The following is a 25,767-nucleotide window of genomic DNA, read 5'->3' on the forward strand; positions in this document are numbered from 1 at the left end:
GCAATCTGCGGCACCTCGGAAACCCGTCTCCGTAGCTGGAGTTTTCCGTCTGTTTATTGCAGACGTTACAGATGAAAGGAGACCAGTTAGATGCGTGTTTCTTACGACTGGCTCAAGACCATGATCGATATTCCGGAGGATCCCAAGACCCTTTCGGACGAATATATCCGTACCGGCACCGAGGTCGAGGCGATCGACACCGTGGGCGAGTCCTTCGACCACGTGGTAACCGCCAAGGTGCTTACCAAGACCCCGCACCCCGATAGCGACCATATGTATGTGTGCTCGGTCGACGTGGGTGACAAGAACCTCGACGCCGACGGCAACCCCGCTCCGCTGCAGATCGTCTGCGGCGCGCAGAACTTTGAGGCCGGCGACCACATCGTCACGGCCATGATCGGCGCCGTGCTTCCCGGTGACGTCAAGATCAAGAAGAGCAAGCTTCGCGGCGTCGTGTCCATGGGCATGAACTGCTCCGCGCGCGAGCTCGGCCTGGGTGGCGACCACTCCGGCATCATGATCCTGCCCGAGGATACGCCCTGCGGCATGCCGTTTGCCGAGTATGTGGGCTCGAGTGATACCGTGCTCGACTGCGAGATCACGCCCAACCGCCCCGACTGCCTGTCCATGATCGGCATGGCCCGTGAGACCGGCGCCATCTTCGACCGCGATTTCCACGTTGAGCTGCCCGCCATCAAGGCGGAGACCGGCCGCGCGACCGACGACGAGCTTTCGGTCGAGATTGCCGACGAGGGCCTGTGCGACCGCTACGTCGCCCGCATCGTGCGCAACGTGAAGGTCGGCCCCTCGCCCGACTGGATGGTCAAGCGCCTCAACGCCCTGGGTGTGCGCCCGCACAACAACATCGTCGACATCACCAACTATGTGATGATGCTCACCGGTCAGCCGCTGCACGCCTTTGACCTGGACACCTTTGCCGAGCGCGATGGCCATCGTCGCGTGGTGGTTCGCGCCGCCCAGCAGGACGAGAAGTTCACGACGCTCGACGGCGAGGAGCGCGTGCTCGACGCCGGCATGGGCCTCATCACCGACGGCGAGCGCCCCGTGGCGTTGGCCGGCGTTATGGGCGGCATGGATTCCGAGATTGAGGACGATACCGTCGATGTGATGGTTGAGAGCGCCTGCTTCAACGCCGGTCGCACCTCGCACACCAGCCGCGACCTGTCGCTGATTTCCGACGCCTCCATCCGCTTTGAGCGCCAGGTCGACGAGACCGGCTGCGTGGATGTCGCCAACGTTACCTGCGCGCTCATCGAGGAGATCGCCGGCGGCGAGGTCGCTCCCGGCTACGTTGATGTGTTCCCCGCGCCCAAGACCATCGACAGCATTAAGCTGCGCCTGGCCCGCGTGCATGCCATCTGCGGTGCCGACATCGAGCCCGACTTTATCGAGCGTTCGCTCACCCGTCTGGGCTGCACCGTCGAGCGCGACGGCGAGGACTTTATGGTCACTCCGCCGAGCTTCCGCCCCGACCTGCCGCGCGAGATCGATCTGATCGAGGAGGTCCTGCGCCTGTGGGGCATGGGCCGTGTGACGGCGACCATCCCGGCTGCCAAGAACCACATCGGCGGCCTGACCCGCGAGCAGAAGCTCACCCGCAAGGTCGGCGAGATCCTGCGCGCCTGCGGCCTCAACGAGACCACGACCTTTGGCTTTGCCGCCCCGGGCGACCTGGAGAAGATCGGCATGTCCACCGAGGGCCGCGGCTGCCCCGTGGTGCTCATGAACCCGCTGGTAGCCGAGCAGACCGAGATGCGTCGTTCGCTGCTGCCGGGCCTGCTGCAGTCCGTGGCCTACAACGAGGCGCACGGTACGCCCAACGTGCACCTGTACGAGGTCGGCAGCCTGTTCCACGGTCGCGAGAACGCCAGCCTGCCCAAGGAGACCAAGTCCGTGGCGGGCGTGCTCTCGGGCCAGTGGAGCGAGCAGTCCTGGAACATGAAGTACCGCAAGCTGCGCTTCTTCTTTGGCAAGGGCATTGTCGAGGAGCTGCTCGCCCAGCTGCGCATCGAGAAGGTTCGCTTCCGTCCCGTCGAGGGCGAGGGCTACGCTTTCTTGCAGCCGGGTCGTGCGGCCGAGGTTCTGTCCGGCGGCACCGTGCTGGGCTGGGTCGGCGAGATTCACCCCGAGGCGCGCGAGGCGATGGGCATCGATGAGGTCGTCGTTGCCTTTGAGCTCGATTTGGACAAGCTGATCAAGGGCGCCCGCAATCAGGAGAACTACCGCGAGTTCTCGCAGTACCCGGCTGTTGAGCACGACCTGGCTATCGTGGTCGACAACTCCGTGACCTGCGAGGACCTTGAGCGCCGCATTACCAGTGCCGGCGGCAAGCTACTCGAGGGCGTGCGCCTGTTCGACGTCTACCGCGATCCCATCCGCATCGGAGCGGGCAAGAAGTCCATGGCCTTTGCGCTTACGTATCGCTCCGACGACCACACGCTCACCAGTGAAGAGGTCGAAAAAGCGCACCAGAAGATCGTCACCAAGGTGTGCAAGGGCGTAAACGGCGAGGTCCGCGGCTAGGATTTGCGCCGGGTATAGGCCAGCGGTGGCTGCCGCCGAGTCCTACGTGACTGCTATGCTCGATATAAGGCGCTGCTGAGCCTGCATATATGACACGCGCATTACATAACGGCGTGCTGCTTTGTCGGCAGTGCGCCGTTTTGCTATGATAGCCCGCGGCGTGTTACGAATCTGACATTACGTAACACTGGAAAGGTGATTCAAGCGGCGTTGCAATTCCGTGCGCCGATAACCGGGAGGCGTACATGCACATTCCAGATAATTATCTGTCCCCGCAGACCGATGCCGTCATGGCAGTGGCGATGGTGCCCGTTTGGATCCACTGCATCAAGAAAGTGCGCGCCACGCTCGATCGCGAGCACATGGCTTTCCTGGGCATCTGCGCCGCGTTCTCCTTCCTGCTTATGATGTTCAATGTGCCGCTGCCCGGCGGTACCACAGGTCACGCCGTCGGCGGCGCGCTCATTGCACTGCTGCTAGGCCCCGAGGCCGCGGCTATCGCTGTCTCGGTTGCGCTGGCGCTGCAGGCGCTGCTGTTTGGCGACGGCGGCGTTCTGTCCTTTGGCGCTAACTGCTTTAACATGGCCTTCGTGCTGCCGTTTGCCGCTGCTGTCGTGTTCCGTGCGCTCAACAGCCGTTTGCACGACAAGAGCTGGGGCACCTCGGTTTCGGCCATCGTAAGCGGCTGGGTCGGCCTGTGCCTGGCGGCCCTGTGCGCGGCAATCGAGTTTGGTATTCAGCCGATGCTCTTTACCAACGCTTCGGGTGCGCCACTGTACTGTCCCTTCCCGCTGTCTATTGCTATCCCTGCCATGATGATTCCGCATATGCTGGTTGCCGGCGTGGTCGAGGGCGTGGCGACGGCCGCCATCTACGGTTTCATTAAGAAGACGGCGCCGAGCATTATTGTCGGGCCCGAGGCCGTCGATGGCCAGCTTGCTGCCGAGGGCACTGCCGCCAAGAAGACTTCCCTGATTCCCACGATCATTCTGGTCGCCGTGCTTGTCGTGGCTACGCCGCTCGGCTTGCTTGCCACAGGTGACGCCTGGGGCGAGTGGGACGCTGAGGGCGCCGCGACTGCCGTTCAGGAGGCTGGTGACGACAGTCTGCAGGCTTCGGTCGGCCTCGATAATCCGACCTTTGCCGACGCTCTGCCTACGGGTGATTACCTGCAGGCCTATTCCGAGGAACAGGGTCTTGGCTTTGCCGGTCAGGCTGCCATGTATATTCTGTCCGGCGTGATTGGCGTGGCGGTGCTCACCATCGCATTCCGTCTGATCTCGCTGACGGTTAAGGAAAGCGGTGCTCATGGCAATAGCCGAGCTGCCTAGCTGGCTTGCGGTCGAGCAGCGTTACGAGCCCGTGGGGGCTCGGCATCGTGTAATGCAACAGAATGTCCTGCACCTGGCGAGCCTGCTTGAGCGGGTTCGCCTTGGTGGGGGCGCGCACGAGGGCGGGTCGATGGTCGACCGCGCCCTTTCTTGCGTTTCGGCTCCGGTGCGCTTGGTGGGGATGTTCGTCTGCGTCCTGTGCGTGTGTCTGACACAGAGCCCGCTGTACCTCATGTTGATGGCGGCTATCGCGCTGGTGCTCGTTGCCGTGCGCCCTGTACGCGGGCTGCGCGCGACCTTTGTGCCGGCGCTTGGCGCTGCGGGGCTCGCAGTGGTCCTGGCGCTGCCTGCCCTGCTGCTGGGCGCTTCCGCTACGGGTGCCATGCTCAAAATTGCGCTTAAGACGTTCATTAACGTGTCGCTCGTGCTGGGTGTTTCGTGGACGCTCACCTGGAACCGCATGTCGGCGGCGCTCAAGACGCTACATCTGCCCGACGAGGTCATCTTTACGTTTGATATGGCGCTCAAGCACATCGAGGTGCTGGGCCGAACGGCGCACGATCTGACCGAATCGGTCATGCTGCGCAGTGTGGGTCGCGCGCCTGAGGGGTTTTCGCGCACCGACTCGGTCGCGGGTATCATGGGCATGACCTTTATCAAGGCGATGGAATGCAGTCATGCGATGGACGAGGCCATGCTCTGCCGTGGGTTTGCCGGCGTGTATCCGGCGCCTGCACGGAGCGGTTTTGGCTGGCGCGATGCGGTTTACGCGGCCGGCGTGGCGCTGCTGGCAGTGTTGTGCGCCGTGCTGTAGGCGCTGCTGGTTCCGGCTGGGGATGCAAATGGGGAAGGGCGACGTTTTGACGATCGATATGAATAGTGCGGCGGGCACGAACGGTGCGGGCGGCGCCGAGGTCGCGCCGCTCATCGAGCTGCGCGACGTGGTGTTCTCCTATGCGGGGCATACGGTTGTCGATGGCGTGTCGCTGCAGGTCGATCGTGGTGAACTCGTTGCCCTGCTCGGTCCCAACGGCTGCGGTAAGACGACGATTATGCGTCTTATTAACGGCCTTGAGTTTGCGGACGCGGGTGCGTACCTGTTCGACGGGCATGCGGTCGATGCAGCATATCTCAAGGATTCCGCGACGGCCCAGCGGTTCCATCAGCGCGTGGGCTTTGTGTTCCAAAACGCCGATGCGCAACTCTTTTGCGCCACGGTGGGCGAGGAAGTCGCGTTTGGCCCGGCCCAAATGGGGCTGCCGGCAGACGAGCTCGAGTGTCGCGTCCGCGATGCCATGGAGCTGTTCCAGGTTGCCGATCTGGTCGACGCCTCGCCCTATCAGCTTTCGGGCGGGCAAAAGAAGCGCGTGGCGCTGGCTGCGGTGGTGTCGATGAACCCGGATATCCTGGTGCTCGACGAGCCTACCAACGGACTTGACGAGGACTCGTGCGACATCGTGGTCAACTTTCTACTGGCCTATGTTGCTGCCGGCAAGACGGTCTTGATGAGCACGCATCATCAGGATTTGGTGCGGCGCCTGGGCGCCCGCGCCATCTATATCGATCGATATCACCATGTGGTCGAGGCGCCGGTGTCGTCGTATGGAACCGAGAGCGGCGCTGCGGAATAGTTGCTGCGTAGAGCGTGCGTAGCCGCCCGCGCGGCTTTGCCATGATGGTATAGTTATCCAGGTTTTTATGGGGGTGGCTATGCCAAGCTGGAACATTCATATCGCTCAGACGGAGCGTTTGCTGGAGCGCACCGGTGCGCTTGCCAATAGTGTGCGCGACCGCAATGCCTTTTTGTTTGGCTGCGTGGTTCCGGATATCTTCGTGGGCTATATGGTCCCTGGCATCGCTGACCCCATTCCGTATCGCATTACGCACTTTGCAAACCCCGAGCCTATCCCTAAGCCGCGCGAGCATGAGTTTTGGGATACCTATGTGGCGCCGCTGCTTAACGGCGCACCCGCGGGCGAACCCGCCGAGGCTACCTCGATTGTCGAGGAGCGCGAGCGACTGAATCGCGTGCACTATCCCCAGCGCTACAGGGATGCCGAGCCGGTTGTCGGTCCCGGCGCTCGTGAGTTCTCGCTTGCGTCCGAGGACGTGGCGCAGTCGTTGCTCGATTTGACATTGGGTGTCTGGTCGCATCTGGTGGCAGATACCGTATGGAATACGCGCGTGAATCAGTACCTGGAGGCGCACGGCGGCAAGCCGTGCGAGGAATTCCGCATTAAAAAGCAAGGCGACTTTGACTGGTTTGGCAAGACGCTCGGCATTGTTTCAATTCCGCGCGCGACCGATCGCCTGTATACTGCGGCGACGCGTTTTGGTCAGTATCCCATCCATAAGGAGTATGTGCTCAAGACCATCGGCGTTATGCACGAGATTGTACGCGAAAACCCCGGCGAGCCCGATCATCCGCCGTATCGCTTGCTAACCGAGGACTTTTTCGATGCAACGTTTACCGAGGTCATCGAGCTGACCGAGGCGGGATTTGCCGCCCGCGTCGCATCACCCGGTGCGCCCGCTCTGCCCCTGATCGCTAGCTGCTAGCCGGCCGGCTTGACGGTGAACGGCTCATCCCAACTGACTAACAGCTCCCGTCGCAGGGCGTAAACACGGCAAACGAGCTGCACATTTCATAGCATGCCATAAGCAGCTGGTTGCGTGTCATGCCGTGCAGGAGGCATCGACGTACAGAAAAAGGGCCCGGAAGGCGACGCCTTCCGGGCCCTTTGCAATGCAAATGTGCTTGCAAGTGCGTTTTAGCGCACCTGAGCGACGTAAGCGACGTTGGTCGAGGAGACCTTGTCCTCGAGCTGGACGCTCATGCGGGGGTCGCCGGCGGTGGCGACGGTCAGATCGCCGGCCTCGACGTAGCCGAGCTCCTTAGCGGTCTCGATCGCCTTGACGATCGTGCCGTTGACGGTGCCCTGGGTAATCTCGGCCTGGTGCGGGATGACGCCCCAGTACATAATCATCTGCTGGACGGCCCACTCGTGGCGGGAGAACGCGCAGATCGGCATGTTGGGACGGAAGTGCGAGATCAGGCGAGCGGTACGACCGGTGGTCGTCGGCACGGTGATGCACTTGGCGCCAACGGTGGTAGCCATGTTCACAGCGGACATACCCACAACGTTGTTGACGACGCGGGTGCCGTGAGCGTCAGCCGGAACCTCGAGCGGAGCGTGAGCCGGGAGGTACTTCTCAGTCTCGAGAGCAATGCTGGCCTGCATCTTGACGGCCTCGACCGGGTACTTACCGGCAGCGGACTCGCCAGAGAGCATAACGGCGTCGGTGCCGTCGTAGATGGCGTTAGCAACGTCGGCAACCTCGGCGCGCGTCGGGCGCGGGTTCTGCTGCATGGAGTCGAGCATCTGCGTAGCGGTGATAACGGGCTTGTAGGCCGCGTTGCACTTGGCGATGATCTCCTTCTGGATGTGGGGAACGAGCTCGGGCTTGATCTCGATGCCCAGGTCGCCACGGGCGACCATGATGCCGTCGGAAGCCTCGAGGATCTCGTCAAAGTTCTCGACGCCCAGGGCGCACTCGATCTTAGGGAAGATTGTCACGTGCTCGCCACCGTTCTCGCGGCAAAGCTTGCGAATGCCGCGGACGGACTCGCCGTCACGGATGAAGGAAGCGGCGATGTAGTCGATGTTCTCGGTCAGGCCAAAGAGGATGTCCTGACGATCGCGCTCGGTGATAGCGGGCAGCGAAATGTTGACGTTGGGCATGTTGACGCCCTTGCGCTCGCCGATCAGGCCGTCGTTCTTAACGACGCAGGTCATGTCCTGGCCGTCGACGGACTCGACCTCGAGGGCAACCAGGCCGTCATCGATCAGGATAAGGGAGCCCTTCTCGACCTCGGAGGGCAGAGCCAGGTAGTCGAGGGAGATGTGCTCAGCGGTGCCGTGGAAATCCTCGGACGTGGGCTGGGCGGTGACGACGATCTTATCGCCGGTCTTGACGGCAACCTTCTTGCCATCGACCAGAAGGCCGGTGCGGACCTCGGGGCCCTTGGTGTCGAGCAGGATGCCGACGGGCAGACCGAGCTCCTTGGAAATACGACGGACGCGCTCGATGCGACCGTGGTGCTCGTCGTAGGATCCGTGCGAGAAGTTAAAACGGGCGACGTTCATGCCCGCCTTGATCATCTCGCGGATGGTCTCGTCGCTATCGCAGGCGGGACCCATGGTGCATACAATCTTGGTGCGCTTGTACATTCAGACCTCCATCTGACATCGTCTTGCGCTGATAGATAAACCATAAGAAATAAAACTGAGATGATTATAACGAAATGCCGACCGAATACCCCAAAAAATCGACCGTATGCCGAATTAGAAGTTCATTTTTTGCGAATAAACGGTATATGCAAAAACTTTACCAACCGTTCTAACCGCTGCTATCTGGGCGATATTTCAGTTTGATGATGCACCGAAGAAAAAACGTTTTATCAATGTCGAACATCATACGGTCTGCATCGTTGCACTCGAGCCGTGTTTCCAATTGGAATGTTTTGGCTAGACGCGCCGCTTTGGGGTACCATAGCTCCACTATCAACTGCCGCTCAGCACGGCAGCCTTGATGAGCCCTTGCCCTTCTCCTGGGAATTATGATCGGGCATCAATCTGCTGAGTGGCCCGAATCCCAGGAGGGGACTCTATATGCAAAAGGAATACCTGTCCGCCGCGGCGGAGGTACTCAGCGACCAAGGTGTCGATGAGGACCTCGGCCTGAGCAACGACGAGGCGTCGTCGCGCCTCGCCAAGACAGGCCCTAACAAGCTCGAGGAAGCCGAGAAGACGCCGTTGTGGAAGCGCTTCTTTGAGCAGATGGCCGACCCCATGGTCATCATGCTGATCGTTGCCGCCGTCATCAGTGCACTCACGGGCATGGTCAAGGGTGAGGCGGACTTTGCCGACGTCGCCATCATCATGTTCGTCGTTATCGTCAACTCGGTGCTGGGCGTGGTTCAGGAGGCCAAGAGCGAGGAAGCTCTCGAGGCATTGCAGGAGATGAGCGCGGCGCAGTCCAAGGTTCTGCGCGACGGCAAGCTCGTGCACCTGCCGAGTGCCGAGCTCGTGCCTGGCGATGTGATCATGCTCGAGGCGGGCGACTCCGTCCCGGCCGACTGCCGCGTGCTCGAGAGCGCCACGATGAAGATCGAAGAGGCTGCACTCACCGGCGAGTCCGTGCCTGTCGAGAAGCATGCCAACGTGATCGAGCTCGCCACCGGCACCGACGACGTGCCGCTCGGCGACCGCAAGAACATGTGCTACATGGGTTCCACCGTGGTGTACGGTCGCGGTCGCGCCGTCGTGGTCGGTACCGGTATGAACACCGAGATGGGCAAGATTGCCGGCGCCCTGGCCGAGGCCAAGGAAGAGCTCACGCCGCTGCAGGTGAAGCTTGCCGAGCTCAGCCGCATCCTCACTATCATGGTTATCGTCATCTGCGTCGTCATCTTTGGTGTCGACATCATCCGCCACGGCGTGGGCAACGTTCTTACCGACCCGACCGCCCTGCTCGATACCTTTATGGTTGCCGTCTCGCTCGCCGTCGCTGCCATCCCCGAGGGCCTGGTCGCCGTCGTGACCATCGTGCTGTCGCTTGGCGTGACCAAGATGGCCAAGCGCCAGGCAATCATCCGCAAGCTCTCTGCCGTCGAGACGCTCGGCTGCACGCAGACCATCTGCTCCGACAAGACCGGTACCCTTACCCAAAACAAGATGACCGTCGTCAAGCACGAGCTCGCCGCACCTAAGGAGAAGTTCCTGGCCGGCATGGCGCTGTGCTCCGATGCCCAGTGGGACGAGGAGCTGGGCGAGGCCGTGGGCGAGCCGACTGAGTGCGCGCTCGTCAACGACGCCGGCAAGGCGGGCCTCACTGGCCTGACTGCCGAGCACCCGCGCGTGGGCGAGGCCCCGTTCGACTCGGGCCGCAAGATGATGTCCGTGGTCGTCGAGACCCTGGACGGCGAGTATGAGCAGTACACCAAGGGCGCGCCCGACGTGGTGATCGGCCTGTGCACCCACATCTACGAGGGCGATAAGGTCGTTCCGCTGACCGAGGAGCGTCGTGCCGAGCTCGTGGCCGCCAACAAGGCCATGGCCGACGAGGCCCTGCGCGTGCTGGCGCTGGCAAGCCGCACCTACACCGAGGTCCCGGCCGACTGCAGTCCCGCCGCGCTCGAGCATGACCTGGTCTTCTGCGGCCTGTCCGGCATGATTGACCCGGTTCGCCCCGAGGTCGCCGACGCCATCCGCGAGGCGCATGACGCCGGTATCCGCACCGTCATGATCACGGGCGACCACATCGACACCGCCGTGGCCATCGCCAAGCAGCTGGGCATCGTCGCCGATCGCAGCCAGGCCATTACCGGTGCCGACCTCGACCGCATGAGCGACGAGGAGCTCGACGCGCACATCGAGGACTACGGCGTGTACGCCCGCGTCCAGCCCGAGCACAAGACGCGCATCGTCGAGGCCTGGAAGTCGCGCGACCAGATCGTCGCCATGACCGGCGACGGCGTCAACGACGCCCCGTCCATCAAGCGCGCCGACATCGGCGTCGGTATGGGCATCACCGGCACCGACGTCACCAAGAACGTTGCCGACATGGTGCTTGCCGACGACAACTTCGCCACCATCATCGGTGCCTGCGAAGAGGGCCGTCGCATCTACGACAACATCCGCAAGGTCATCCAGTTCCTGCTTTCGGCCAACCTTGCTGAGGTGTTCTCGGTGTTTATCGCCACGCTCATCGGCTTTACCATCTTCCAGCCGGTGCAGCTGCTGTGGGTGAACCTGGTCACCGACTGCTTCCCCGCGCTCGCGCTGGGCATGGAGGACGCCGAGGGTGACATCATGAAGCGCAAGCCGCGCAACGCCAAGGACGGTGTCTTTGCCGGTCACATGGGCCTGGACTGCGTGGTCCAGGGTCTGATCATCACCGTGCTGGTGCTGGCGAGCTTCTTTGTGGGCGTGTACTTTGACATGGGCTACATCCACATCGCCGATATGATCGCCGGCAATGCCGACGAGGAAGGCGTGATGATGGCGTTCATCACGCTCAACATGGTCGAGATTTTCCACTGCTTCAATATGCGCAGTCGTCGTGCGTCGCTGTTCACCATGAAGAAGCAGAACAAGTGGCTGTGGGCTTCCGCCGCGCTGGCACTGGTGCTGACGGTGATCGTGACCGTGCAGCCGACGCTTGCCGAGATGTTCTTTGGCCCCGTGACGCTTGAGCTCAAGGGCGTTCTTGCCGCGCTGGGCCTGGCCTTCCTGATCATCCCGCTGATGGAGATCTACAAGGCGATCATGCGCGCGGTCGAGAAAGAGTAGGTCGAAAGGCCATCCTTCCCACCGGCCCGACCGCCTGCGGGGTTTCTTCTTCGCTGGTCCTCGCGCTTCGCGCTGCGGGATCGCTCAGAAGAAATCCCTCCCGGCGGTCGGGCCTTCGGATAACCTCTCGGGACCATAAGCTGAGGGAAAGTGTGTGAGTCGGTCGAGCAATTGCTCGACCGACTCTTTTTTGTGGGTAAAATACCTGCTCAGTTGTGATTTGTGGTGCTGGGAGGCGCTTGTGGGCAAGGCTAAGGCTAAGGCGAAGAAAAAGACGACGGGGGCGCGGGCTAAGCGCGATCGTCGTCGGAAGCTCGCGACCGAGGCTCCCGTATCTGCTGAGGAGCTGCTGGCAAGCGTGCCGGGGCTTGACGCGCTGCAGGACGTTCCGGCGTTTGATGACCTGCCAGTCGATGAAACCCAGCAGACTGCCTTTGATGATTTCTGCGCACATGCTGAGGAGCCCGAGCAGATGCAGCTTGGCGCCGTGGTGCGCTTAGATCGCGGGTTTCCGCTGGTGGTGACGGCCGACGATACCTTTCGTGCCGAGCATGCCGTGGGGTTTGCCAAGTCGCGCGGCGAGGACGAGGTGCTGCTGCCCGCCGTGGGCGACCGTGCGGCGGTGCGCCGCGCTCCCGGGCACGATATGGGCGTGATTGAGTGCGTTCTGCCGCGCCGTACGAGCTTTGAGCGTTGGCGCGGCCGTGCCCGCGGAGAGCGTCAGGTGCTCTGCTCCAACGTGGATAGCGTGCTGATCGTGCAGGCGCTCGGTGCCGGTGAGGTGCTGCTCGACCGCGTGGCGCGCTCGCTGGTGTTGGCGCTCGACTGCGATGCCGAGCCGGTGGTGGTGCTCACCAAAGCTGACCGCTGCGATGCCGAGGAGCTCGAGCGCGATCTGGACCGCGTGCGCCGCCTGGTGGGTCCGGACGTGCGCGTGATCGTGACGTCCTCTGCTGAGGGCCGCGGCCTGGACGAGGTCCGTGTCTGCGTGCCTGCCGGGAGCTGCGCCATGATTCTGGGCGAGTCGGGTGCCGGCAAGTCGACGCTGCTCAATGCACTGCTGGGCCACGATACGTTGGCGACTGGCGGTGTGCGCGAACGCGACGACCAGGGCCGTCACACTACCGTCGCGCGTGTGATGGTGGCGCTGCCGGGCGACGCCGGCGTGATCGCCGATGCCCCGGGCCTGCGCAGCCTACCGCTCGTGGGTCACGAGCGGGGTCTGGCGCGCGCCTTCCCCGAGATTGTCGAGGCATCGCGCGCGTGCCGGTTTGGCGATTGCACGCATACCCATGAGCCGGGTTGTGCCGTTCGCGAGGCCGAGGACGCCGGGCAGATCGACAGTCTGCGTTTGGAAACGTTCCAAAACCTGGCGTCATCCATGCGCGTGAGTGCTCAAATGCTCGATCCCGATGTCCATCTGTAATTGATTTTTCCTATGACAGCCGTCTCCCAACTGTTCGGGAGATGGCTTTTTTGCTGCGGAAAAGCCTCGAAACATGCAGTTTGCTGACGTGCTGGCCAAAACCTTGCCACGAGCTTGACGGGCTGGTCAGCTTTTGGTCAGCGATTGGTTTGGCATCGAAAACCAAGATCGCGATTGCGCCGCTTTGCGCTCTGACCGCCCAGACAATGGTGGTACGGGCATTCGCCCGGCACTGCCATGAGAGGAGCGGCCGTGAACAAGAGCAAGCGCATCGCCATCAGTCTGGTCGCGGGCGTGCTCGCTGCTCTGCTCTGCATGGTTTACGGCTCGTCGATCCGCTCGCAAGCCGAACAGGTCCAGGCTGAGACCTTGGCCAAGTACGGTGGCGATCGCGTCGAGGTATGCGTCGCGGCGCGCGATATCGATGTGGGCGAGACCCTCGATGAGACCAATGTCATAACCCAGGAATGGCTGACGAGTCTGCTGCCGCGTGACGCGGCGACCGAGCTGCGCCAGGTGCGCGGCGACGTGACGACTTCGCGTATTCCCAAAAACGCCGTGATCTGCAATGTCTACACCAAGGCCGAGAGCCACAAGCTCGAGGTGCCTAAGGGCAAGGTCGCCGTTTCGGTGGCGGTCGATGCCGAGCACTCGGTCGGCGGTGCCACGGGCGTGGGCAGCTATGTGGACGTGTACGTGCAAAAAGATGGCGTAACCGATCGACTGTGCGGCGCGCACGTGATCGATACCAGTGAGAATTCCGGTGCCACGCGCGAGGGCAAGATCGAATGGGTGACGCTGGCGGCTGACCCCGAAGACGTCAAGGAACTGCTGGGAGCCTCGGGCAAGGGAACGGTCAGCTTGACGATTCCCGCCACGGCGCGCGGCAAAAAGAGCGGAGGCGACGAGTGATGAAGGCGATCTGGCTTGCGTGCTGCGCGTGCGGCGATTACGGGCTGTTGCAGCAGGAAGTCGAGGGCCGTGATGCGGGTGCACAGGTGCTTCGCGTGGGTGACCTGGACGGGCTGGTTTCCATGGCGCGGGCGTTTCCGTCGCGCCGCGGGGCTGCCATCATCGCGGCGTCTCTGTTTGATATCGAAGATGTGCGCAAGACTGTTGCGCGCCTGACGGCCGAAGGCCGCGTGAGTCGCGTGGTCGTGTTGATAGAAGTGCTCGATCCGTCGGATATCGAGGGACTGTTTCGCGCGGGGGCGACCGAGGTCATCGCTGCGCACAGTACATGCGGCAACGGGCGCGCGGGCGAGGGAGCGGTTGATTCCGATCGGCGCATGACGATTGAGCCCGATGCTTTTGTTGATAGGGAACCCGGGGCGCCTCGCGCTACAAGAGGCCCGCGTGTTGATGATTATGGAAAAGCGGAAGCCGAGCATGGTCGGCGCCCCCGGAACCCCCTTGTATACGATGACGCTGGAGGGCCGGCACAGCATGCTGGCGACTCCCCGGCTGTAGATATGGGATACGTGCACGGCGTGAATCTGGCGGATGAACTCGACGAAGTTGAGGGCTTTGCCGGGTGCGGCGAGTTGTCGCTGATGCAGCATGAGCAGATTGCACAGAACGAGCCTGCCTTGCAGACCGAACAAGCCGCCATGCCGGCTTGGACGCAGCGTGTGGTTGCGGCGGGGGAGACGGGGACGCTGTCGCCGACGCCCGCCCCGCCGCCTCCGATGCCGCCGGCAGACGCTGCCGCTCCGCAGCATCGAGCTCCGGTCATCTGCGCCATTTCGGGTTCGGGCGGTTGCGGCAAGTCGACGATCGTTGCCACCATGGCACACACATCGTCGCTGTTGGGCTTGCGTGCCGCCGTGCTCGACCTGGACCTGATGTTTGGAAACCTTTACGACTTGTTAGGCGTCGATGCTCCGCGCGATATGGCGGCACTTATCGAGCCGTCGGCGGCGGGCGCGCTCACCGAGCCGGATATCGTAGCCACATCGATGCGCGTGGCGCCGGGCGTTACGCTCTGGGGTCCCGTCGCGGCGCCCGAGCAAGCCGAGCTCATGGCACGTCCGGTGGAGCTATTGCTTGATGTCCTGCGTCGCGAATCCGACGTGGTCTTTATCGATACCTCGGTCTTTTGGGGCGATGCCGTGGCGGCTGCGGTGGCGGCGAGCGACCGTTGCCTGGTCGTTGGCGATGCGGCGGTGTCGTCCGCGACATCGGCGTCGCGCGTCATTGAACTGGCAAGTCGAGTAGGTGTGCCGCGCACGCGCATGAGCGCCGTGTTCAACCGGTTCGGTGCGCGCGGGGCAGACGAGGACGTCGCCATGCGCTTTGAGATTGCCTGTGCGTTGAGCTCCAAGATTCGTATCGCCGATGGCGGGCAGGATCTCGCCGCGCTCATGGCGTTTGGGCGCGCTGACGAGGCAGTGGGGCAGACCAGCGCTTTTGCGACCAGCGTGCGCGAGGCCACGCGCGAGATGCTCGTGGAACTGGGATGCGCCGTCGGCCCTTGGAGCGATATGGTCGCCGACCGTGCAATGCGCACCGAACGCCCGCGTATTCGCCTTCCCTGGTCGCGCGAGGGTGATCAGCGATGAGCCTGCAAACGAGGATTAAGGCTGCTGGCGCTGCAGCGGCGGCAGCGCCTGTAGATGCGGGGCGTCGCCGCGCGGTGAAACGACGCACCAAGCGCGCCGTGATGGACCGCATGGGTTACGACGAAGTGGCGCGTATCAGCGCCTATATCGACCCGGCACTTGCCCGCTCGGAATTGCGTCCTGCGGTGGAGGCGGCGCTCAATGTTGAGGAGCCGACCGATCTCGCGACGCCCGAGCGCGAGACTATCATCGACGAGATTTTGGATGACGTGGTGGGCTTGGGGCCGTTGCAGCCGCTCATCGAGGACGACACCGTTACCGAAATCATGATCAACGGCTGCCGCTCGGCTTTCTTTGAACGCGGCGGCGTCTTGTATCCCATCGAGCATGCGTTTGAGGATGATGAGCAGATCCGGGTGCTTATCGACCGCATCATCTCGCCACTTGGCCGCCGTATCGACGAGCGCAGCCCCATCGTCAACGCCCGCCTCAAAACGGGCTATCGCGTCAACGCGGTGATTCCGCCTGTGGCGATTGACGGACCGATTCTCACCATCCGAAAGTTCTCGGACCGTATCTGCTCGCTGGACGAGCTTGTGGGGCTGGGGTCGCTGCCGCTTTGGTATGCGCAGCTGCTGTCGTGCGCGGTGTCGCTGCGACAGGACCTGGCGGTTGCGGGAGGCACGGGATCTGGTAAGACCACCCTGCTCAACGCGTTGTCATGCGAGATCTCCACCGGCGAGCGCATCGTGACGATCGAGGACTCTGCCGAGCTCAAGTTTGCGCATCATCCGCACGTGGTGCGTCTAGAGGCGCGCGAGGCTTCAATTGAGGGCGAGGGCGCGGTGACGATCCGCGACCTGGTGACCAATGCCCTGCGCATGCGCCCCGACCGCATCGTGGTGGGCGAGGTGCGCGGTGCCGAGTGCTGCGACATGTTGCAGGCCATGAACACGGGCCACGACGGGTCGCTCACCACACTTCATGCGGGCTCAGAACAGGAGACCGTGGTGCGTCTGACGTTGCTTGCACGTTATGGCATCGATCTGCCGAGCGAGCTCATCGAGGAGCAGATTGCCATGGCGCTCGACGGTATCGTGATGTCCGAGCGCCACGCCGATGGCAGGCGTTTCGTCTCCTCGTATTCGGGGGTGCGTCGCGCCGCGTCGGGCGGCGTAGAGCTCGAGCGCTATGTGACTTTCGATGCCGCCGAGCGCACCTGGACGCTTGACCGCGAGCCGCCGTTTATTGCAGAAGGCCTGCGGTCGGGGACGCTCACACAAGAGGAGGTGGACGAATGGAGGTCGCTGTGCCCCTCGTCGTAGGGGGTTTGGCAGGGTTTTCTGTTGCGACGGCGTGCGGGGCGGAACCTCGTGTGCCGCAGGTGCCGCCGGCGGAGCTGGCGCGTCAGGCGCTCGAGACGGCGGCAGAGAAGCTGCCGCGTGAGCTGGTGGAAAACGATCTGCTGAAAAAGATCGCCCGTTCGTGGGCATCGCTGGCTCCGGCGCATCGCCTTGGCCTCGTGATCGAAGATGCTTCGGGGCGTTTGGCGTTTCTGCTGCTATCGAGCGGTGTCTGCTGCGTTTTACTAACGATGGTGTCGTTATCGCCCCTCGGATTTGCCTTGGGACTTGTTGCTCCGATTGCCGCTGGCGCCGCTCGGGATGGCTTTGAGAGCCGGCGCGAGCAACACGATGCAGAAGAGGCCATGCCCGAGGCGTTTACCGCACTTTCCATGTCGCTTGCCTCGGGACATTCGCTGGCCCAGGGCATGCGCTTTGTGGGCGCTCATGCGCAAGAGCCGGTGCATACCGAGTTTTTGCGGGTGGCGGCGGCGATCGATTGCGGCATCTCGGCGACCGATGCGCTCGATGACTTGCTCGTGCGCATCGACGCCCCCGGTCTTTCGCTTGTGACCTTGGCGCTTAAGGTGTCTCAGCGCACCGGTGCTCCGCTTGCCGACTTACTGTCCGAGGCGTCGAGCATGGTGGGGGAGCGCATTGAGCTCAAGCGCCGCCTGGATGTCAAGACGTCGCAGGCTCGCATGTCTGCGCATATGGTCGCGGCGATGCCGGCGGGCATGTGCGCGGTGTTGGCGCTGCTTTCGGCAGATTTTCGTCGCGGTCTTGCGACGCCTGCCGGCGCGGGCGCTGTGGCGCTGGGTCTTGCCCTCAACGCCGTTGCCCTGGTGGTTATCAGGCGCATTATGCGGGTGGAGCTGTGAGCGCCCTGGTTGCAGTTGCGGCTTGCCTGTGCGCTCTGAGTGCATTTGTCGCGACGGGTTTGGATCGGGCGGATGCACGCAAGATCGCAGAGGCCTGCAAGCGCGAGGCGGTGCTGGTCGCTGCCGCGGGTCGCTCGGTGGTCGATGCTCTGACCGCGCGAATGAAGGGCGCGGTTGGAGCGGGCGGCCCGGCGCGAGTATCGCTCGGCGAAGTGTCCGAGATGATCGATGTTGTGCGCTTGGGTCTTTCGGCCGGTCTTTCGTTTGATGCGGCGCTTGAGATTTTCTGCGCCAACCGCCGGTCAGTGCTGGCTCTTCGACTTGAGCGGGCCTGCATGGCATGGCAGGTGGGCGTGGGCACGCGTGAGGACGAGTTGTTGGCCGCCGCACGCGACCTGGACGTGCGAGCGCTCGAGACCTTTGCCATCACGGTGGGGCAGGCGCTCGCTCTGGGTGCCCCACTTGCCGAGACACTGGCCGCTCAAAGTCGCGAGATCCGTGCGGCTCATCGCGCCGCGGTCGAGCGCGAGATCGAGCGTGCGCCCGTCAAGCTGCTGATTCCCACCGGCACACTCATCTTGCCGGCGTTGCTTCTGTCCATATTGGGCCCGCTGTTGGGAGCAGGCGGGATGATGTAGGGAGGAATACATGAACACGATGACTGACGTTGCTGGCAAGGTCTGGAGCTGGGCTGTTTGCCAGTCAATTCGCGCTCGCCAGCATGCCGGGGAGCTGCTGCAGGAGGAGAGTGCGCAGGGCACCACCGAATACGCCATCTTGGTCGGCGTGCTCGTGGTGATCGCCATCATTGCCATTGTCGCATTTAAGGGCAAGGTCCAAGATCTATGGAACGCTATCAGCGAGGGCATCAACAGCCTGTAGAGGGTAGGCGGCCTGTCGGCGCACTGCTGGTGTTTGCCTGTGTGGTTGTGGCGGTGGCAGTGGCGGTTTGGGGGCTAAACGCCGCGCGGCAGCAGCGTCCTGGGGCCGCCTTCGATTCGGGCTCAGATTCGGCGGTGGCGTCTCAAAAAGATGAGATGCGAGATGCGGACGATTCGGATGTCGCTGTCACGGCGCAAACCTTTCTGCGGATGCTCGACAAGCGGTCTGGCACTGCGACGGATTCGCCTGAGGACAACGCGATTGCGGTCCGGCTTGCATGGTCCGAGGACCGACCGATGACCGAGGCAGCGGCGGATATGTTACGCGCCTACCGCGAGGTGCCAACGGCCCAGCTCGCCCTGAGCGGCTATCTCGATATTAAGGGTAACGTATGGGGCGCCATTGTGCGCGATGGGCGCGGCTGGGTCGATATGGTGACGGTTGCCGCGGATACTGGCGATGCTTCGTGTCGTCTGCGCGCGGTGCGCCTGGCCCCGCAAACAATAAGCTCAAAGGAGGGGTCGTGAAATGCATGACGTCCTGCGCGAGGAATCTGCCCAGGCGACGGTCGAATACGCCATCGTCACGGTGGCGCTGTTATCGATCGTGCTGGCGATTGCGGGGCTTTGGCGTGCTGGCACCGATGGGCACTTGGCGGCGCTGGTTGAGCGGGCGGCATCCCATGGCGTTGCCTCGACGTCGGTTATCGACGCCGCTGCGGGCGCTAAGGACATCGCGTTGTATTGATATCGCGCGCGAGGACCGGGCGCAGTCTACGGTCGAGGCTGCTTTTTTGCTGCCGACGTTTCTGATGCTCATTCTTCTCGCACTGCAACCGGTGTGTTTGCTCTATACGCGCGCGGTCATGGAGTCTGCCGCTGCCGAGACCGCGCGGCTCATGACCACGACGACGGCGGAGGACGACGATCTTAAGGAGTTCACCCGCCGCCGGCTTGCCGCAGTGCCCAACGTTTCGATCTTTCATGCCGGCGGGCCGTTGTCGTGGGATATCGAGCTTGGCCGGGCCGGTGCGGGTGGTGTCTCGTCCGTGTCCGTTTCCGGCGAGGTCAAGCCGTTGCCTGTGATCGGTGCGTTTGCGCAGGCTATGGGTGGTACCGCCGAGGGCGGCTACGTTGAGCTCAAGGTCGATGTCTCGTATCAATCGCGTCCCGAATGGCTGGAGGGAGATTATGATTCGTGGATTGCTGCATGGGATTAAGCGTTTCTGGTCTAGATGCGTTTTGACGCGCCGTCCGAGCTGCCATCGCAAGCGAGGCGGCTTTATGGGCCGCGCCGGTATCGACCTGTTTATCGAAGACGGTGCCTACACCACGCTTTCTTCTGCCGTGGTCATCCTAGTGGTGCTCACGTTGTTGTTTTCGTCGACCGCGGCGATATGGAGCATGTCGCGTGCCGGGGATACCCAGGTGGCGGCCGATAGCGGCGCGCTGGCGGGTGCCAACGTGGTGTCGTCCTATCACACGGCTGCCACGGTGGTTGATGCGAGCATCTTGAGTCTGGGGCTAGCGGGGTTTGCCACAATCGGGACGGGCCTGGTTGCCATTCTCATCCCAGGTGCCGAACCAGTTGCCGGCAATATGGTCGACACCGGGATTGAGATCATTAAAACGCGCAACAAGTTTGCCAAAAGCGCATCGGAAGGCTTGCAGAAAATCGAGACGGCTCTGCCGTATCTGATTGCCGCGCGTGCCACGCAGGCGGTGTCGGCGCAGGATACCGATAGTGTGGCCTATACCGGTACGGCGCTTGCCGTGCCCAGGACATCCGAGTCGGACTTCGCTGCGCTCAAAGGGTCAGAGATCTCGACCGATACCATTAAAGACACATCAGATGATTTAGAGCGTGCGGCCGAGGAGCTGCGGAAGGCTTCTGAGGACACGGCGAAGGCTAAAGAGCGCGCTTGGCTGGCGGATTGTGGCGGGTCTGACAAGGGCTCGGTCAGCAGCTGTTCTTGCATGTGGGAGCGTGTGAAAAGTCTAACGGATCTCTCTGGTGCTCAAAATCCGCATTACGCTTCGAGCGTTACGTGGGAACCGCAAGTGGCGCTCGATCGCGCGAAGGCCTACTATCGCCAGCGCCTGGCAAATGAGAAACCGCTTGGCGAGGGTCCGGAAAAACAGGCAGATTCTGCTGCACGAAAGGTGTTCTTCGCTTATGCGGGCGAAGAAGTCGAGCGGGCATATATAACTGAAAAGGACGGCAAAGTTTCCGCCCGCATCCCTTTCCTTCCGCGAAATCCAGATGAGGCGCGGACGACTGAACTCTATACCGATGCGCGTTGGCCCACGAGTGAAGTAGATAAAGTTACCTATTTGCATTATGGGACTGACTGTCCAAATTACAAAAAAGGAAAGCCGGGTGGGCTGGCATCCGTCGCAGATTTTGACGGTCACGAAACGTGTAGCGAATGCCATTTCGGTGTGTCGTCTTTAGGGTACGTTGCGATTGCAACGACTTCTGTCGAAAGGGGCTTCGAGTACCACTTCGATAAGTTCAAAGAGGCTCTGGAAGACTACGTCGAATGCCGCAACAAAGAACTCGAACTTGAGCGTCAGACCGAGGATGAGGCCGACCGTGCGGGCAATGCGTTTGACCAGGCCATTAAAGCGCTTTCCGGCGAGCGCCCGCGTATCGCCCCACCTGGCCGCAACGGCGTGGTCGCCTTTGCAGTTTCGGGTGACATTACCAGCCCCGATCAACTTAACTCCTCGTTTAACGCGGCAGTCAGGCTTGGCGATCGCGGTGCTATCTCTGCCGCGGTGCTGGCGTCCGATGAGGCGACGGCGCAAAACAACGTGCTTTCGCGATTTTTCTCGACATTGAAGGAACGCTCGGGCGGCGTTGCCGGCGTGCTCGACGGCGTCATGGATGTTTGGGGACGGCTACTCGTGGGATACGGTGATATCCAAGGCTCAGCCGACGAACTTATGGACGAGATGATTAAAGGCCTAGGAGGGGGCAGCGGCGCGTTGGGCTCCATCGCATCGTGGCTCGGCGATACCGTTTCGGCGTCCGTGGCGGCGCTGGGTTTGGAACCGTGCGACTTGCGCCTGCGAAAGCCGGTGCTGACCGATTCCGCCAATATCATTAAGAGTCCGGGGTCTGACATTGCGGGTCTCTCTCAAGCGCAAGACAAACTGCGAAGTATTCCGTTGGGCGTGACCGATCCCAAGGCGCTTTGCGAGGCGTTGGAATATCAAGTCGAACGCACCATTAGCGGTACGGTGTTCACACTTGCGGAGATTCCTCTGCCCGGCGGCGGCTCCATCCCGCTCACCGTCGATGTCGCCACGCTGGTTGGCGCTCTGGGCGGTGGGTCGTAATGAGTATCCGCATGCGTCTGCGCGAGGAGCGCGCCCAAGCGACGGTGGAGATGGCAGTGGTTACGCCCGTTTTGCTGGTGCTGGCACTCATCGTGTACAACGTCATGATCTTTGCCAGCGCTGTCGCGCGCTTCGACCGCGTGGTGCCCGACATCGTGCTAGCGCATGCCGTGGCGTCGGAGGGGGAGGGCGACGAAAGCTCTGCCGATGCCTCGGCGACGGTTCAGACTCAAATTCTGAATGCCATGGAAGGCTATGACTTACAGATCGAAGTGTCGAGCGAGCAAGGCGCGAAGGCATCGGATGGTGGCCTGCTCTCCCTATCCGGTACGTTTAGGACCTACACCTGCACCATGCACTATGAGCCGTGGCCGACTTTTCTCAGCATCGCTGGCGTTTCGCTGGGGGCGCCGACAACGTTGTCGCACGAGCGTGCGGTGACGGTCGATCCATGGCGTCCGGGGGTGGTCATGTGACCGCGGTCTCGTCCTACATCGTCTACGCGCGGGCACTCAACAGACTGGGTTGGACGCCGGCCGAGTTTGTGGTGGCGGAGTCGTTTGTCGTGCGCCTGCGCGGCATGCTGGGACGGCGTCCGGTTGCCGCCAACGGCCTGCCGCTCGTCATGGCGTTTCCACGCTGCTCTTCGGTCCATACGTGTTTTATGGCCTATCCCATCGACATCGCCTTCATCGATCGCGACGGCAATATCCTCGCGCGATACGAAAACGTTCGTCCTTGGCGCATGTGCTCCCACCCATGCGCCTGGGCCGCACTAGAGCGTCCTTCAATCATTGTTTCGACCCCTGCTCTCCAACGCGTGCCGGCTTAAGAATTGGCGACTGCGGACTTTCGTCATACGAAATTTGGTAAGATGGAGGAGAAGATGCATGGATGTTGAGATCCATCCGAACGCCAAAAAACACTTGACGGAAAAGCAAGTGCTAGGTGCCTGGTTCGCGGTTACTGAGTGCATTCGCCGCGAGCCGGAGGACGAGCCGCCGAGATGGCTTGCCATTGGATGGCTTCCAGACGGACGAAGCGTGGAGCTTGTCGCGGTCGAGCTTGTCCGTGGGTGGCTTATCATTCATGCCTTGTCTCCAGTCCAGAAGAAATTTTGGCAGGAGATTGAACAGGCTCGGCAAAGGGGTCGATGATGGGCAAGACGTATACGGCCGCTAATGGTCAGGTTGTAACGGATGAAATGATTGACGCGTGGTGCGAGTCGTACGAGCGCGGAGAGTTTCCGGATGGCGAACACACCGTTGGTGGGATCGTGCGTGGACGGCCCCCGCTCTCAGGTGAGGGGACGGCAACGCTGTCGGTCAAGATTCCTCTGGGAATGAAGGAGGCCATTCGTCGACGGGCGGCTGCCGAGGGGATGACGCCAAGTGAGTTTGCCCGTGCGGCTCTGAGTGAAAAACTTCTTGCTGCCGGCTGATGCCTCTGACGTGCCGATTTATAGAACCGAGGCTGTGCTCAAAAACTTTTTTAAAATTCTCGGTTGACCGGAACGCGTCCTTGGTTATACTAATCAAGCCTTGAAACAAGGCACAACTCAAATGGCTGGGTAGCTCAGTTGGTAGAGCAGAGGACTGAAAATCCTCGTGTCAGGGGTTCGATTCCCTTCCCCGCCACCTTGAATTGACTAGGACCTCTGCAAAGGGGTCCTTTTCTTTTATACAGCCCCCACATGGAATCGAACCCCGTGAGGGCGCGGAGCTGAGTAAACGCGTAAGCGTTTGCCAGCGCAGCTCGCAAGGCGCGTAAGCGCCACAGCGGTCCGTCCGCGCAGCGCGCGGACGCGATTCCCTTCCCCGCCACCTTGAATTGACTAGGACCTCTGCAAAGGGGTCCTTTTCTTTTATCGAGGGCTCTGCGGAAACTGCGTCCCGGAATTTGGCTTCAGAGTGGGATGCGTTTTCCGGCGCTTACTTCCGACGTGCGTGCACATCTCGGGCCCGCCCGCTCAGACATTCCTCCCGCTTTTGCGCCACTTTACAGACCGTTCGGTCGTCTGTCCGCACGCGCGGGTATACTCAAAACGATACTTTTCCTATGCAATACGATGCAGGCTCGGCCTGCACGATCCGAAGGGGGCAGTGATGGAGAGGATACTCGGCGTTAATCTCTCTGGCTGGTTTATTCCCGAGCCTTGGGTGACCCCGTCGCTATACGCGGCGACCGGTGCATCCAACGCGGCCGAGCTGCAGGAGGCCATGGGCACCGCCGCCTATAACGAGCGCATGCGCCGTCATTACGAGACGTTTGTGAGCGAGGACGATTTCCGTCGCATGGCGCAGATCGGCCTCAACGCCGTGCGCCTGCCGGTGCCTTGGTATGCCTTTGGCTCACAGGAGTCCGATGCCTCCTACATCTCGGTTGTCGATTACATCGACCGCGCGATTGAGTGGGCTGCCAAGTACAACATTCGCGTGCTGCTTGACCTGGCGACTGTGCCCGGTGGCCAGGGCGATTCCAACGATTCGCCCGCCACGCCGGAGGCTGTTGCCGAGTGGCATTCGTCCACCAACGGTCGTCATGTCGCACTCGACGTGCTCGAGCGCTTGGCCGATCGCTACGGCGAGGCCGAGAGCCTGCTGGGTATTGAGCTGCTGGATACGCCGCAGATGAGTGTCCGCAAGAGCCTCTTCACCATGACGGATGGCATTCCTGCTCACTACCTGCGCAATTTCTATCGCGATGCTTACGAGCTCGTCCGTTCGTATATGCCCGAGGATAAGATCGTCGTTTTCTCGTCGTCGGGGCATCCCAGCGAGTGGAAGCATTTTATGCGCGGCGCCAAGTACAAGAACGTCTACATGGACCTTCACCTGTACCATTACCGCGACGAGCATGCGCTCGACATCACGAGCCCCCGCGGGCTGACGACGGCGATTTCGCGTAACAAGCGCGAGCTTAAAGAAGCGATTTCAACTGGGTTCCCCGTGCTGGTGGGCGAATGGTCGGGCGCGGCGATCTTTGCCAACTCGTCGGTTACGCCCGAGGGCCGCAATGCCTACGAGCGCGTGTTTATCGCCAATCAGCTGGCTTCGTTTGCGCCGGCTGCCGGTTGGTTCTTCCAAACGTGGAAGACCGAGAAGCGCATTGCAGCATGGGACGCCCGCGCGGCGCTCGGCACGCTCGAGCGCGGCATGATTGAATAGGTTGATATGACGCAAAACAGCGCCCATACGGGCAAACTCTATGTGGTCGGCACGCCCATCGGCAACCTGGGCGACCTGTCCCCACGCGTTGGCGAGGCCTTTGCCGCCGCCGATGCCATCTGCTGCGAAGACACGCGTGTGACGTCAAAGCTGCTGATGCATCTGGGCATTTCCAAGCCGCTTGTCCGTTGCGACGAGAATGTGATCGCCAGCCGCGCCACCGGCCTGGTCGACCGTCTGCTGGCGGGGGAGACCCTCGCCTTTGCCTCGGACGCCGGCATGCCGAGCGTGTCCGATCCCGGCCAGGCGCTGGTCGAGGCGGCGCGTGAGGCCGATGTGCCCGTCGAAGTTGTTCCCGGGCCCTCTGCTTGCGTCACGGCGCTCGTTTCGTCCGGCATTCCCTGCGAACATTTTTTCTTCGAGGGCTTTTTGGGCCGAAAGCACGGCGACCGCGTGCGTCGTTTGCAGCGCCTTGCCGTGGTTCCCGGCGCACTCATCTTCTACGAGTCTCCACATCGCATCGTGGCGACGCTCGAGGCCGTGGCAGAGGTTTTTCCCCAGCGTGAGGTTGCCGTCTGCCGCGAGCTCACCAAGCTGCACGAGGAAGTCTTGCGCGGGCCCGCTGCCCAGCTTGCTGAGGAGCTGCGTGCTCGCGGCGAGGTAAAGGGCGAGATTGCGCTGGTCATCGCGCCGCCGAGCGAGGATGAGGAGGCCGGTATCGTGCCGGTTGGCGCCGCGGCAGCGGATCCCGACGAGGCCCTGCGCGAGGATATCCGCGCCGCGCTCGAGGAGGGGGAGCCCGTGTCTGCGGTGGCCAAGCGCCTGTCTCAGAAGTATTCGCGCCGCAAGCGCGATGTCTATGCCATGGTGCTCGATATGCAATAGATGGAGGATATCCAGCCCTTGCGCTAGAATCATCCTCTGTATGCAACG

At 62.2% G+C, this 25,767-nt stretch carries 24 protein-coding genes and 1 tRNA gene; 24 read left to right on the forward strand and 1 reads right to left on the reverse strand.

Going from position 1 to position 25,767, the window contains the following annotated elements; translation table 11 throughout:
- Positions 1–90: 90 nt before the first annotated feature.
- The 5 genes from pheT (at position 91) to AAA069_RS04365 (ending at position 6,434) form a co-directional block, all read left to right on the forward strand.
- Positions 91–2,544, forward strand: coding sequence for a phenylalanine--tRNA ligase subunit beta (gene pheT / locus AAA069_RS04345; protein WP_117736240.1), 2,454 nt, complete (start codon positions 91–93; stop codon positions 2,542–2,544).
- A gap of 245 nt (positions 2,545–2,789) precedes the next feature.
- Positions 2,790–3,875, forward strand: coding sequence for a cobalt transporter CbiM (cbiM, locus tag AAA069_RS04350; protein WP_349127666.1), 1,086 nt, complete (start codon positions 2,790–2,792; stop codon positions 3,873–3,875).
- On the forward strand, positions 3,853–4,689 hold the full coding sequence (locus AAA069_RS04355; RefSeq protein ID WP_349127667.1) for an energy-coupling factor transporter transmembrane component T: 837 nt from the start codon (positions 3,853–3,855) through the stop codon (positions 4,687–4,689). The genes cbiM and AAA069_RS04355 overlap by 23 nt, the downstream gene beginning before the upstream one ends.
- A gap of 46 nt (positions 4,690–4,735) precedes the next feature.
- The gene (locus AAA069_RS04360; RefSeq protein WP_349127668.1) at positions 4,736–5,506 is read left to right on the forward strand and encodes an ABC transporter ATP-binding protein; all 771 of its coding nucleotides are present in this window, start codon (positions 4,736–4,738) and stop codon (positions 5,504–5,506) included.
- 79 nt (positions 5,507–5,585) lie between these two features.
- Complete coding sequence (locus AAA069_RS04365; RefSeq protein WP_349127669.1) at positions 5,586–6,434, forward strand: hypothetical protein; 849 nt, start codon at positions 5,586–5,588, stop codon at positions 6,432–6,434.
- Positions 6,435–6,646: 212 nt separating this feature from the next.
- Here AAA069_RS04365 and pyk read toward each other — a convergent pair whose 3' ends face one another.
- Entirely contained in the window at positions 6,647–8,107 is a 1,461-nt protein-coding gene (gene pyk, locus AAA069_RS04370) for a pyruvate kinase (RefSeq protein WP_089572705.1), read from the reverse strand.
- Between the two features lie 441 nt (positions 8,108–8,548).
- Here pyk and AAA069_RS04375 point away from each other — a divergent pair, with 441 nt between their 5' ends.
- The 19 genes from AAA069_RS04375 to rsmI all read left to right on the forward strand — a co-directional run bounded on the left by AAA069_RS04375 (position 8,549) and on the right by rsmI (position 25,719).
- Positions 8,549–11,230, forward strand: a complete 2,682-nt coding sequence (locus tag AAA069_RS04375) for a cation-translocating P-type ATPase (protein WP_349127670.1) — start codon at positions 8,549–8,551, stop codon at positions 11,228–11,230.
- Positions 11,231–11,471: 241 nt separating this feature from the next.
- Positions 11,472–12,656, forward strand: a complete 1,185-nt coding sequence (rsgA, locus tag AAA069_RS04380) for a ribosome small subunit-dependent GTPase A (RefSeq protein ID WP_346979005.1) — start codon at positions 11,472–11,474, stop codon at positions 12,654–12,656.
- 252 nt (positions 12,657–12,908) lie between these two features.
- Complete coding sequence (gene cpaB, locus AAA069_RS04385; protein ID WP_227790272.1) at positions 12,909–13,568, forward strand: Flp pilus assembly protein CpaB; 660 nt, start codon at positions 12,909–12,911, stop codon at positions 13,566–13,568.
- Positions 13,568–15,217, forward strand: coding sequence for a P-loop NTPase (locus tag AAA069_RS04390; RefSeq protein ID WP_349127671.1), 1,650 nt, complete (start codon positions 13,568–13,570; stop codon positions 15,215–15,217). The genes cpaB and AAA069_RS04390 overlap by 1 nt, the downstream gene beginning before the upstream one ends.
- Complete coding sequence (locus AAA069_RS04395; protein ID WP_006235095.1) at positions 15,214–16,542, forward strand: CpaF family protein; 1,329 nt, start codon at positions 15,214–15,216, stop codon at positions 16,540–16,542. The genes AAA069_RS04390 and AAA069_RS04395 overlap by 4 nt, the downstream gene beginning before the upstream one ends.
- On the forward strand, positions 16,515–17,441 hold the full coding sequence (locus tag AAA069_RS04400; RefSeq protein WP_349127672.1) for a type II secretion system F family protein: 927 nt from the start codon (positions 16,515–16,517) through the stop codon (positions 17,439–17,441). The genes AAA069_RS04395 and AAA069_RS04400 overlap by 28 nt, the downstream gene beginning before the upstream one ends.
- On the forward strand, positions 17,438–18,079 hold the full coding sequence (locus AAA069_RS04405; protein ID WP_346979010.1) for a type II secretion system F family protein: 642 nt from the start codon (positions 17,438–17,440) through the stop codon (positions 18,077–18,079). Before AAA069_RS04400 ends, AAA069_RS04405 begins: the two co-directional genes overlap by 4 nt.
- Before the next feature lie 10 nt (positions 18,080–18,089).
- The gene (locus AAA069_RS04410) at positions 18,090–18,323 is read left to right on the forward strand and encodes a hypothetical protein (RefSeq protein WP_006235091.1); all 234 of its coding nucleotides are present in this window, start codon (positions 18,090–18,092) and stop codon (positions 18,321–18,323) included.
- A gap of 296 nt (positions 18,324–18,619) precedes the next feature.
- Positions 18,620–18,850 carry a hypothetical protein gene (locus tag AAA069_RS04415; protein ID WP_195239548.1) on the forward strand — a complete coding sequence of 77 codons (231 nt, stop codon included), beginning with the start codon at positions 18,620–18,622 and terminating at the stop codon, positions 18,848–18,850.
- A 1-nt stretch (position 18,851) separates the two neighbouring features.
- Entirely contained in the window at positions 18,852–19,070 is a 219-nt protein-coding gene (locus AAA069_RS04420; RefSeq protein ID WP_055285909.1) for a hypothetical protein, read from the forward strand.
- Positions 19,006–19,542, forward strand: coding sequence for a TadE family protein (locus tag AAA069_RS04425; RefSeq protein WP_082421851.1), 537 nt, complete (start codon positions 19,006–19,008; stop codon positions 19,540–19,542). The genes AAA069_RS04420 and AAA069_RS04425 overlap by 65 nt, the downstream gene beginning before the upstream one ends.
- Positions 19,514–21,667: a hypothetical protein gene (locus AAA069_RS04430; protein ID WP_349127673.1), complete on the forward strand. Its 2,154-nt coding sequence runs from the start codon at positions 19,514–19,516 to the stop codon at positions 21,665–21,667. The genes AAA069_RS04425 and AAA069_RS04430 overlap by 29 nt, the downstream gene beginning before the upstream one ends.
- Complete coding sequence (locus AAA069_RS04435) at positions 21,667–22,143, forward strand: hypothetical protein (RefSeq protein WP_349127674.1); 477 nt, start codon at positions 21,667–21,669, stop codon at positions 22,141–22,143. Before AAA069_RS04430 ends, AAA069_RS04435 begins: the two co-directional genes overlap by 1 nt.
- A complete protein-coding gene (locus AAA069_RS04440) occupies positions 22,140–22,499 on the forward strand; it encodes a DUF192 domain-containing protein (protein WP_349127675.1) in 360 nt (119 codons plus the stop codon). Before AAA069_RS04435 ends, AAA069_RS04440 begins: the two co-directional genes overlap by 4 nt.
- Positions 22,500–22,557: 58 nt before the next feature.
- Complete coding sequence (locus AAA069_RS04445; RefSeq protein WP_349127676.1) at positions 22,558–22,824, forward strand: hypothetical protein; 267 nt, start codon at positions 22,558–22,560, stop codon at positions 22,822–22,824.
- The gene (locus tag AAA069_RS04450; protein WP_099432624.1) at positions 22,824–23,108 is read left to right on the forward strand and encodes a ribbon-helix-helix domain-containing protein; all 285 of its coding nucleotides are present in this window, start codon (positions 22,824–22,826) and stop codon (positions 23,106–23,108) included. Before AAA069_RS04445 ends, AAA069_RS04450 begins: the two co-directional genes overlap by 1 nt.
- Before the next feature lie 123 nt (positions 23,109–23,231).
- Positions 23,232–23,304, forward strand: a tRNA-Phe gene (locus AAA069_RS04455).
- A 468-nt stretch (positions 23,305–23,772) separates the two neighbouring features.
- Positions 23,773–24,834, forward strand: coding sequence for a cellulase family glycosylhydrolase (locus AAA069_RS04460; protein ID WP_138113978.1), 1,062 nt, complete (start codon positions 23,773–23,775; stop codon positions 24,832–24,834).
- A gap of 6 nt (positions 24,835–24,840) precedes the next feature.
- Positions 24,841–25,719, forward strand: a complete 879-nt coding sequence (gene rsmI, locus AAA069_RS04465) for a 16S rRNA (cytidine(1402)-2'-O)-methyltransferase (RefSeq protein ID WP_349127677.1) — start codon at positions 24,841–24,843, stop codon at positions 25,717–25,719.
- Positions 25,720–25,767 lie beyond the last annotated feature (48 nt).

It is taken from the genome of Collinsella sp. CLA-SR-H006, assembly GCF_040097075.1.
In the GTDB taxonomy this organism is placed as follows: domain Bacteria; phylum Actinomycetota; class Coriobacteriia; order Coriobacteriales; family Coriobacteriaceae; genus Collinsella.

Bases quoted from the DNA above. Each gene is read 5' to 3' on its own strand.
- AAA069_RS04375 (WP_349127670.1), top strand. From the start codon at position 8,549: ATGCAAAAGGAATACCTGTCCGCCGCGGCGGAGGTACTCAGCGACCAA.
- AAA069_RS04410 (WP_006235091.1), top strand. From the start codon at position 18,090: ATGAACACGATGACTGACGTTGCTGGCAAGGTCTGGAGCTGGGCTGTT.
- AAA069_RS04355 (WP_349127667.1), top strand. From the start codon at position 3,853: ATGGCAATAGCCGAGCTGCCTAGCTGGCTTGCGGTCGAGCAGCGTTAC.
- AAA069_RS04435 (WP_349127674.1), top strand. From the start codon at position 21,667: ATGAGTATCCGCATGCGTCTGCGCGAGGAGCGCGCCCAAGCGACGGTG.
- AAA069_RS04400 (WP_349127672.1), top strand. From the start codon at position 16,515: ATGGAGGTCGCTGTGCCCCTCGTCGTAGGGGGTTTGGCAGGGTTTTCT.
- AAA069_RS04430 (WP_349127673.1), top strand. From the start codon at position 19,514: ATGATTCGTGGATTGCTGCATGGGATTAAGCGTTTCTGGTCTAGATGC.
- AAA069_RS04420 (WP_055285909.1), top strand. From the start codon at position 18,852: ATGCATGACGTCCTGCGCGAGGAATCTGCCCAGGCGACGGTCGAATAC.
- AAA069_RS04425 (WP_082421851.1), top strand. From the start codon at position 19,006: ATGGCGTTGCCTCGACGTCGGTTATCGACGCCGCTGCGGGCGCTAAGG.
- AAA069_RS04450 (WP_099432624.1), top strand. From the start codon at position 22,824: ATGGGCAAGACGTATACGGCCGCTAATGGTCAGGTTGTAACGGATGAA.
- AAA069_RS04395 (WP_006235095.1), top strand. From the start codon at position 15,214: ATGAGCCTGCAAACGAGGATTAAGGCTGCTGGCGCTGCAGCGGCGGCA.
- AAA069_RS04365 (WP_349127669.1), top strand. From the start codon at position 5,586: ATGCCAAGCTGGAACATTCATATCGCTCAGACGGAGCGTTTGCTGGAG.
- AAA069_RS04445 (WP_349127676.1), top strand. From the start codon at position 22,558: ATGGATGTTGAGATCCATCCGAACGCCAAAAAACACTTGACGGAAAAG.
- AAA069_RS04460 (WP_138113978.1), top strand. From the start codon at position 23,773: ATGGAGAGGATACTCGGCGTTAATCTCTCTGGCTGGTTTATTCCCGAG.
- pheT (WP_117736240.1), top strand. From the start codon at position 91: ATGCGTGTTTCTTACGACTGGCTCAAGACCATGATCGATATTCCGGAG.
- AAA069_RS04415 (WP_195239548.1), top strand. From the start codon at position 18,620: ATGACCGAGGCAGCGGCGGATATGTTACGCGCCTACCGCGAGGTGCCA.
- rsmI (WP_349127677.1), top strand. From the start codon at position 24,841: ATGACGCAAAACAGCGCCCATACGGGCAAACTCTATGTGGTCGGCACG.
- cbiM (WP_349127666.1), top strand. From the start codon at position 2,790: ATGCACATTCCAGATAATTATCTGTCCCCGCAGACCGATGCCGTCATG.
- pyk (WP_089572705.1), bottom strand. From the start codon at position 8,107: ATGTACAAGCGCACCAAGATTGTATGCACCATGGGTCCCGCCTGCGAT.
- AAA069_RS04390 (WP_349127671.1), top strand. From the start codon at position 13,568: ATGAAGGCGATCTGGCTTGCGTGCTGCGCGTGCGGCGATTACGGGCTG.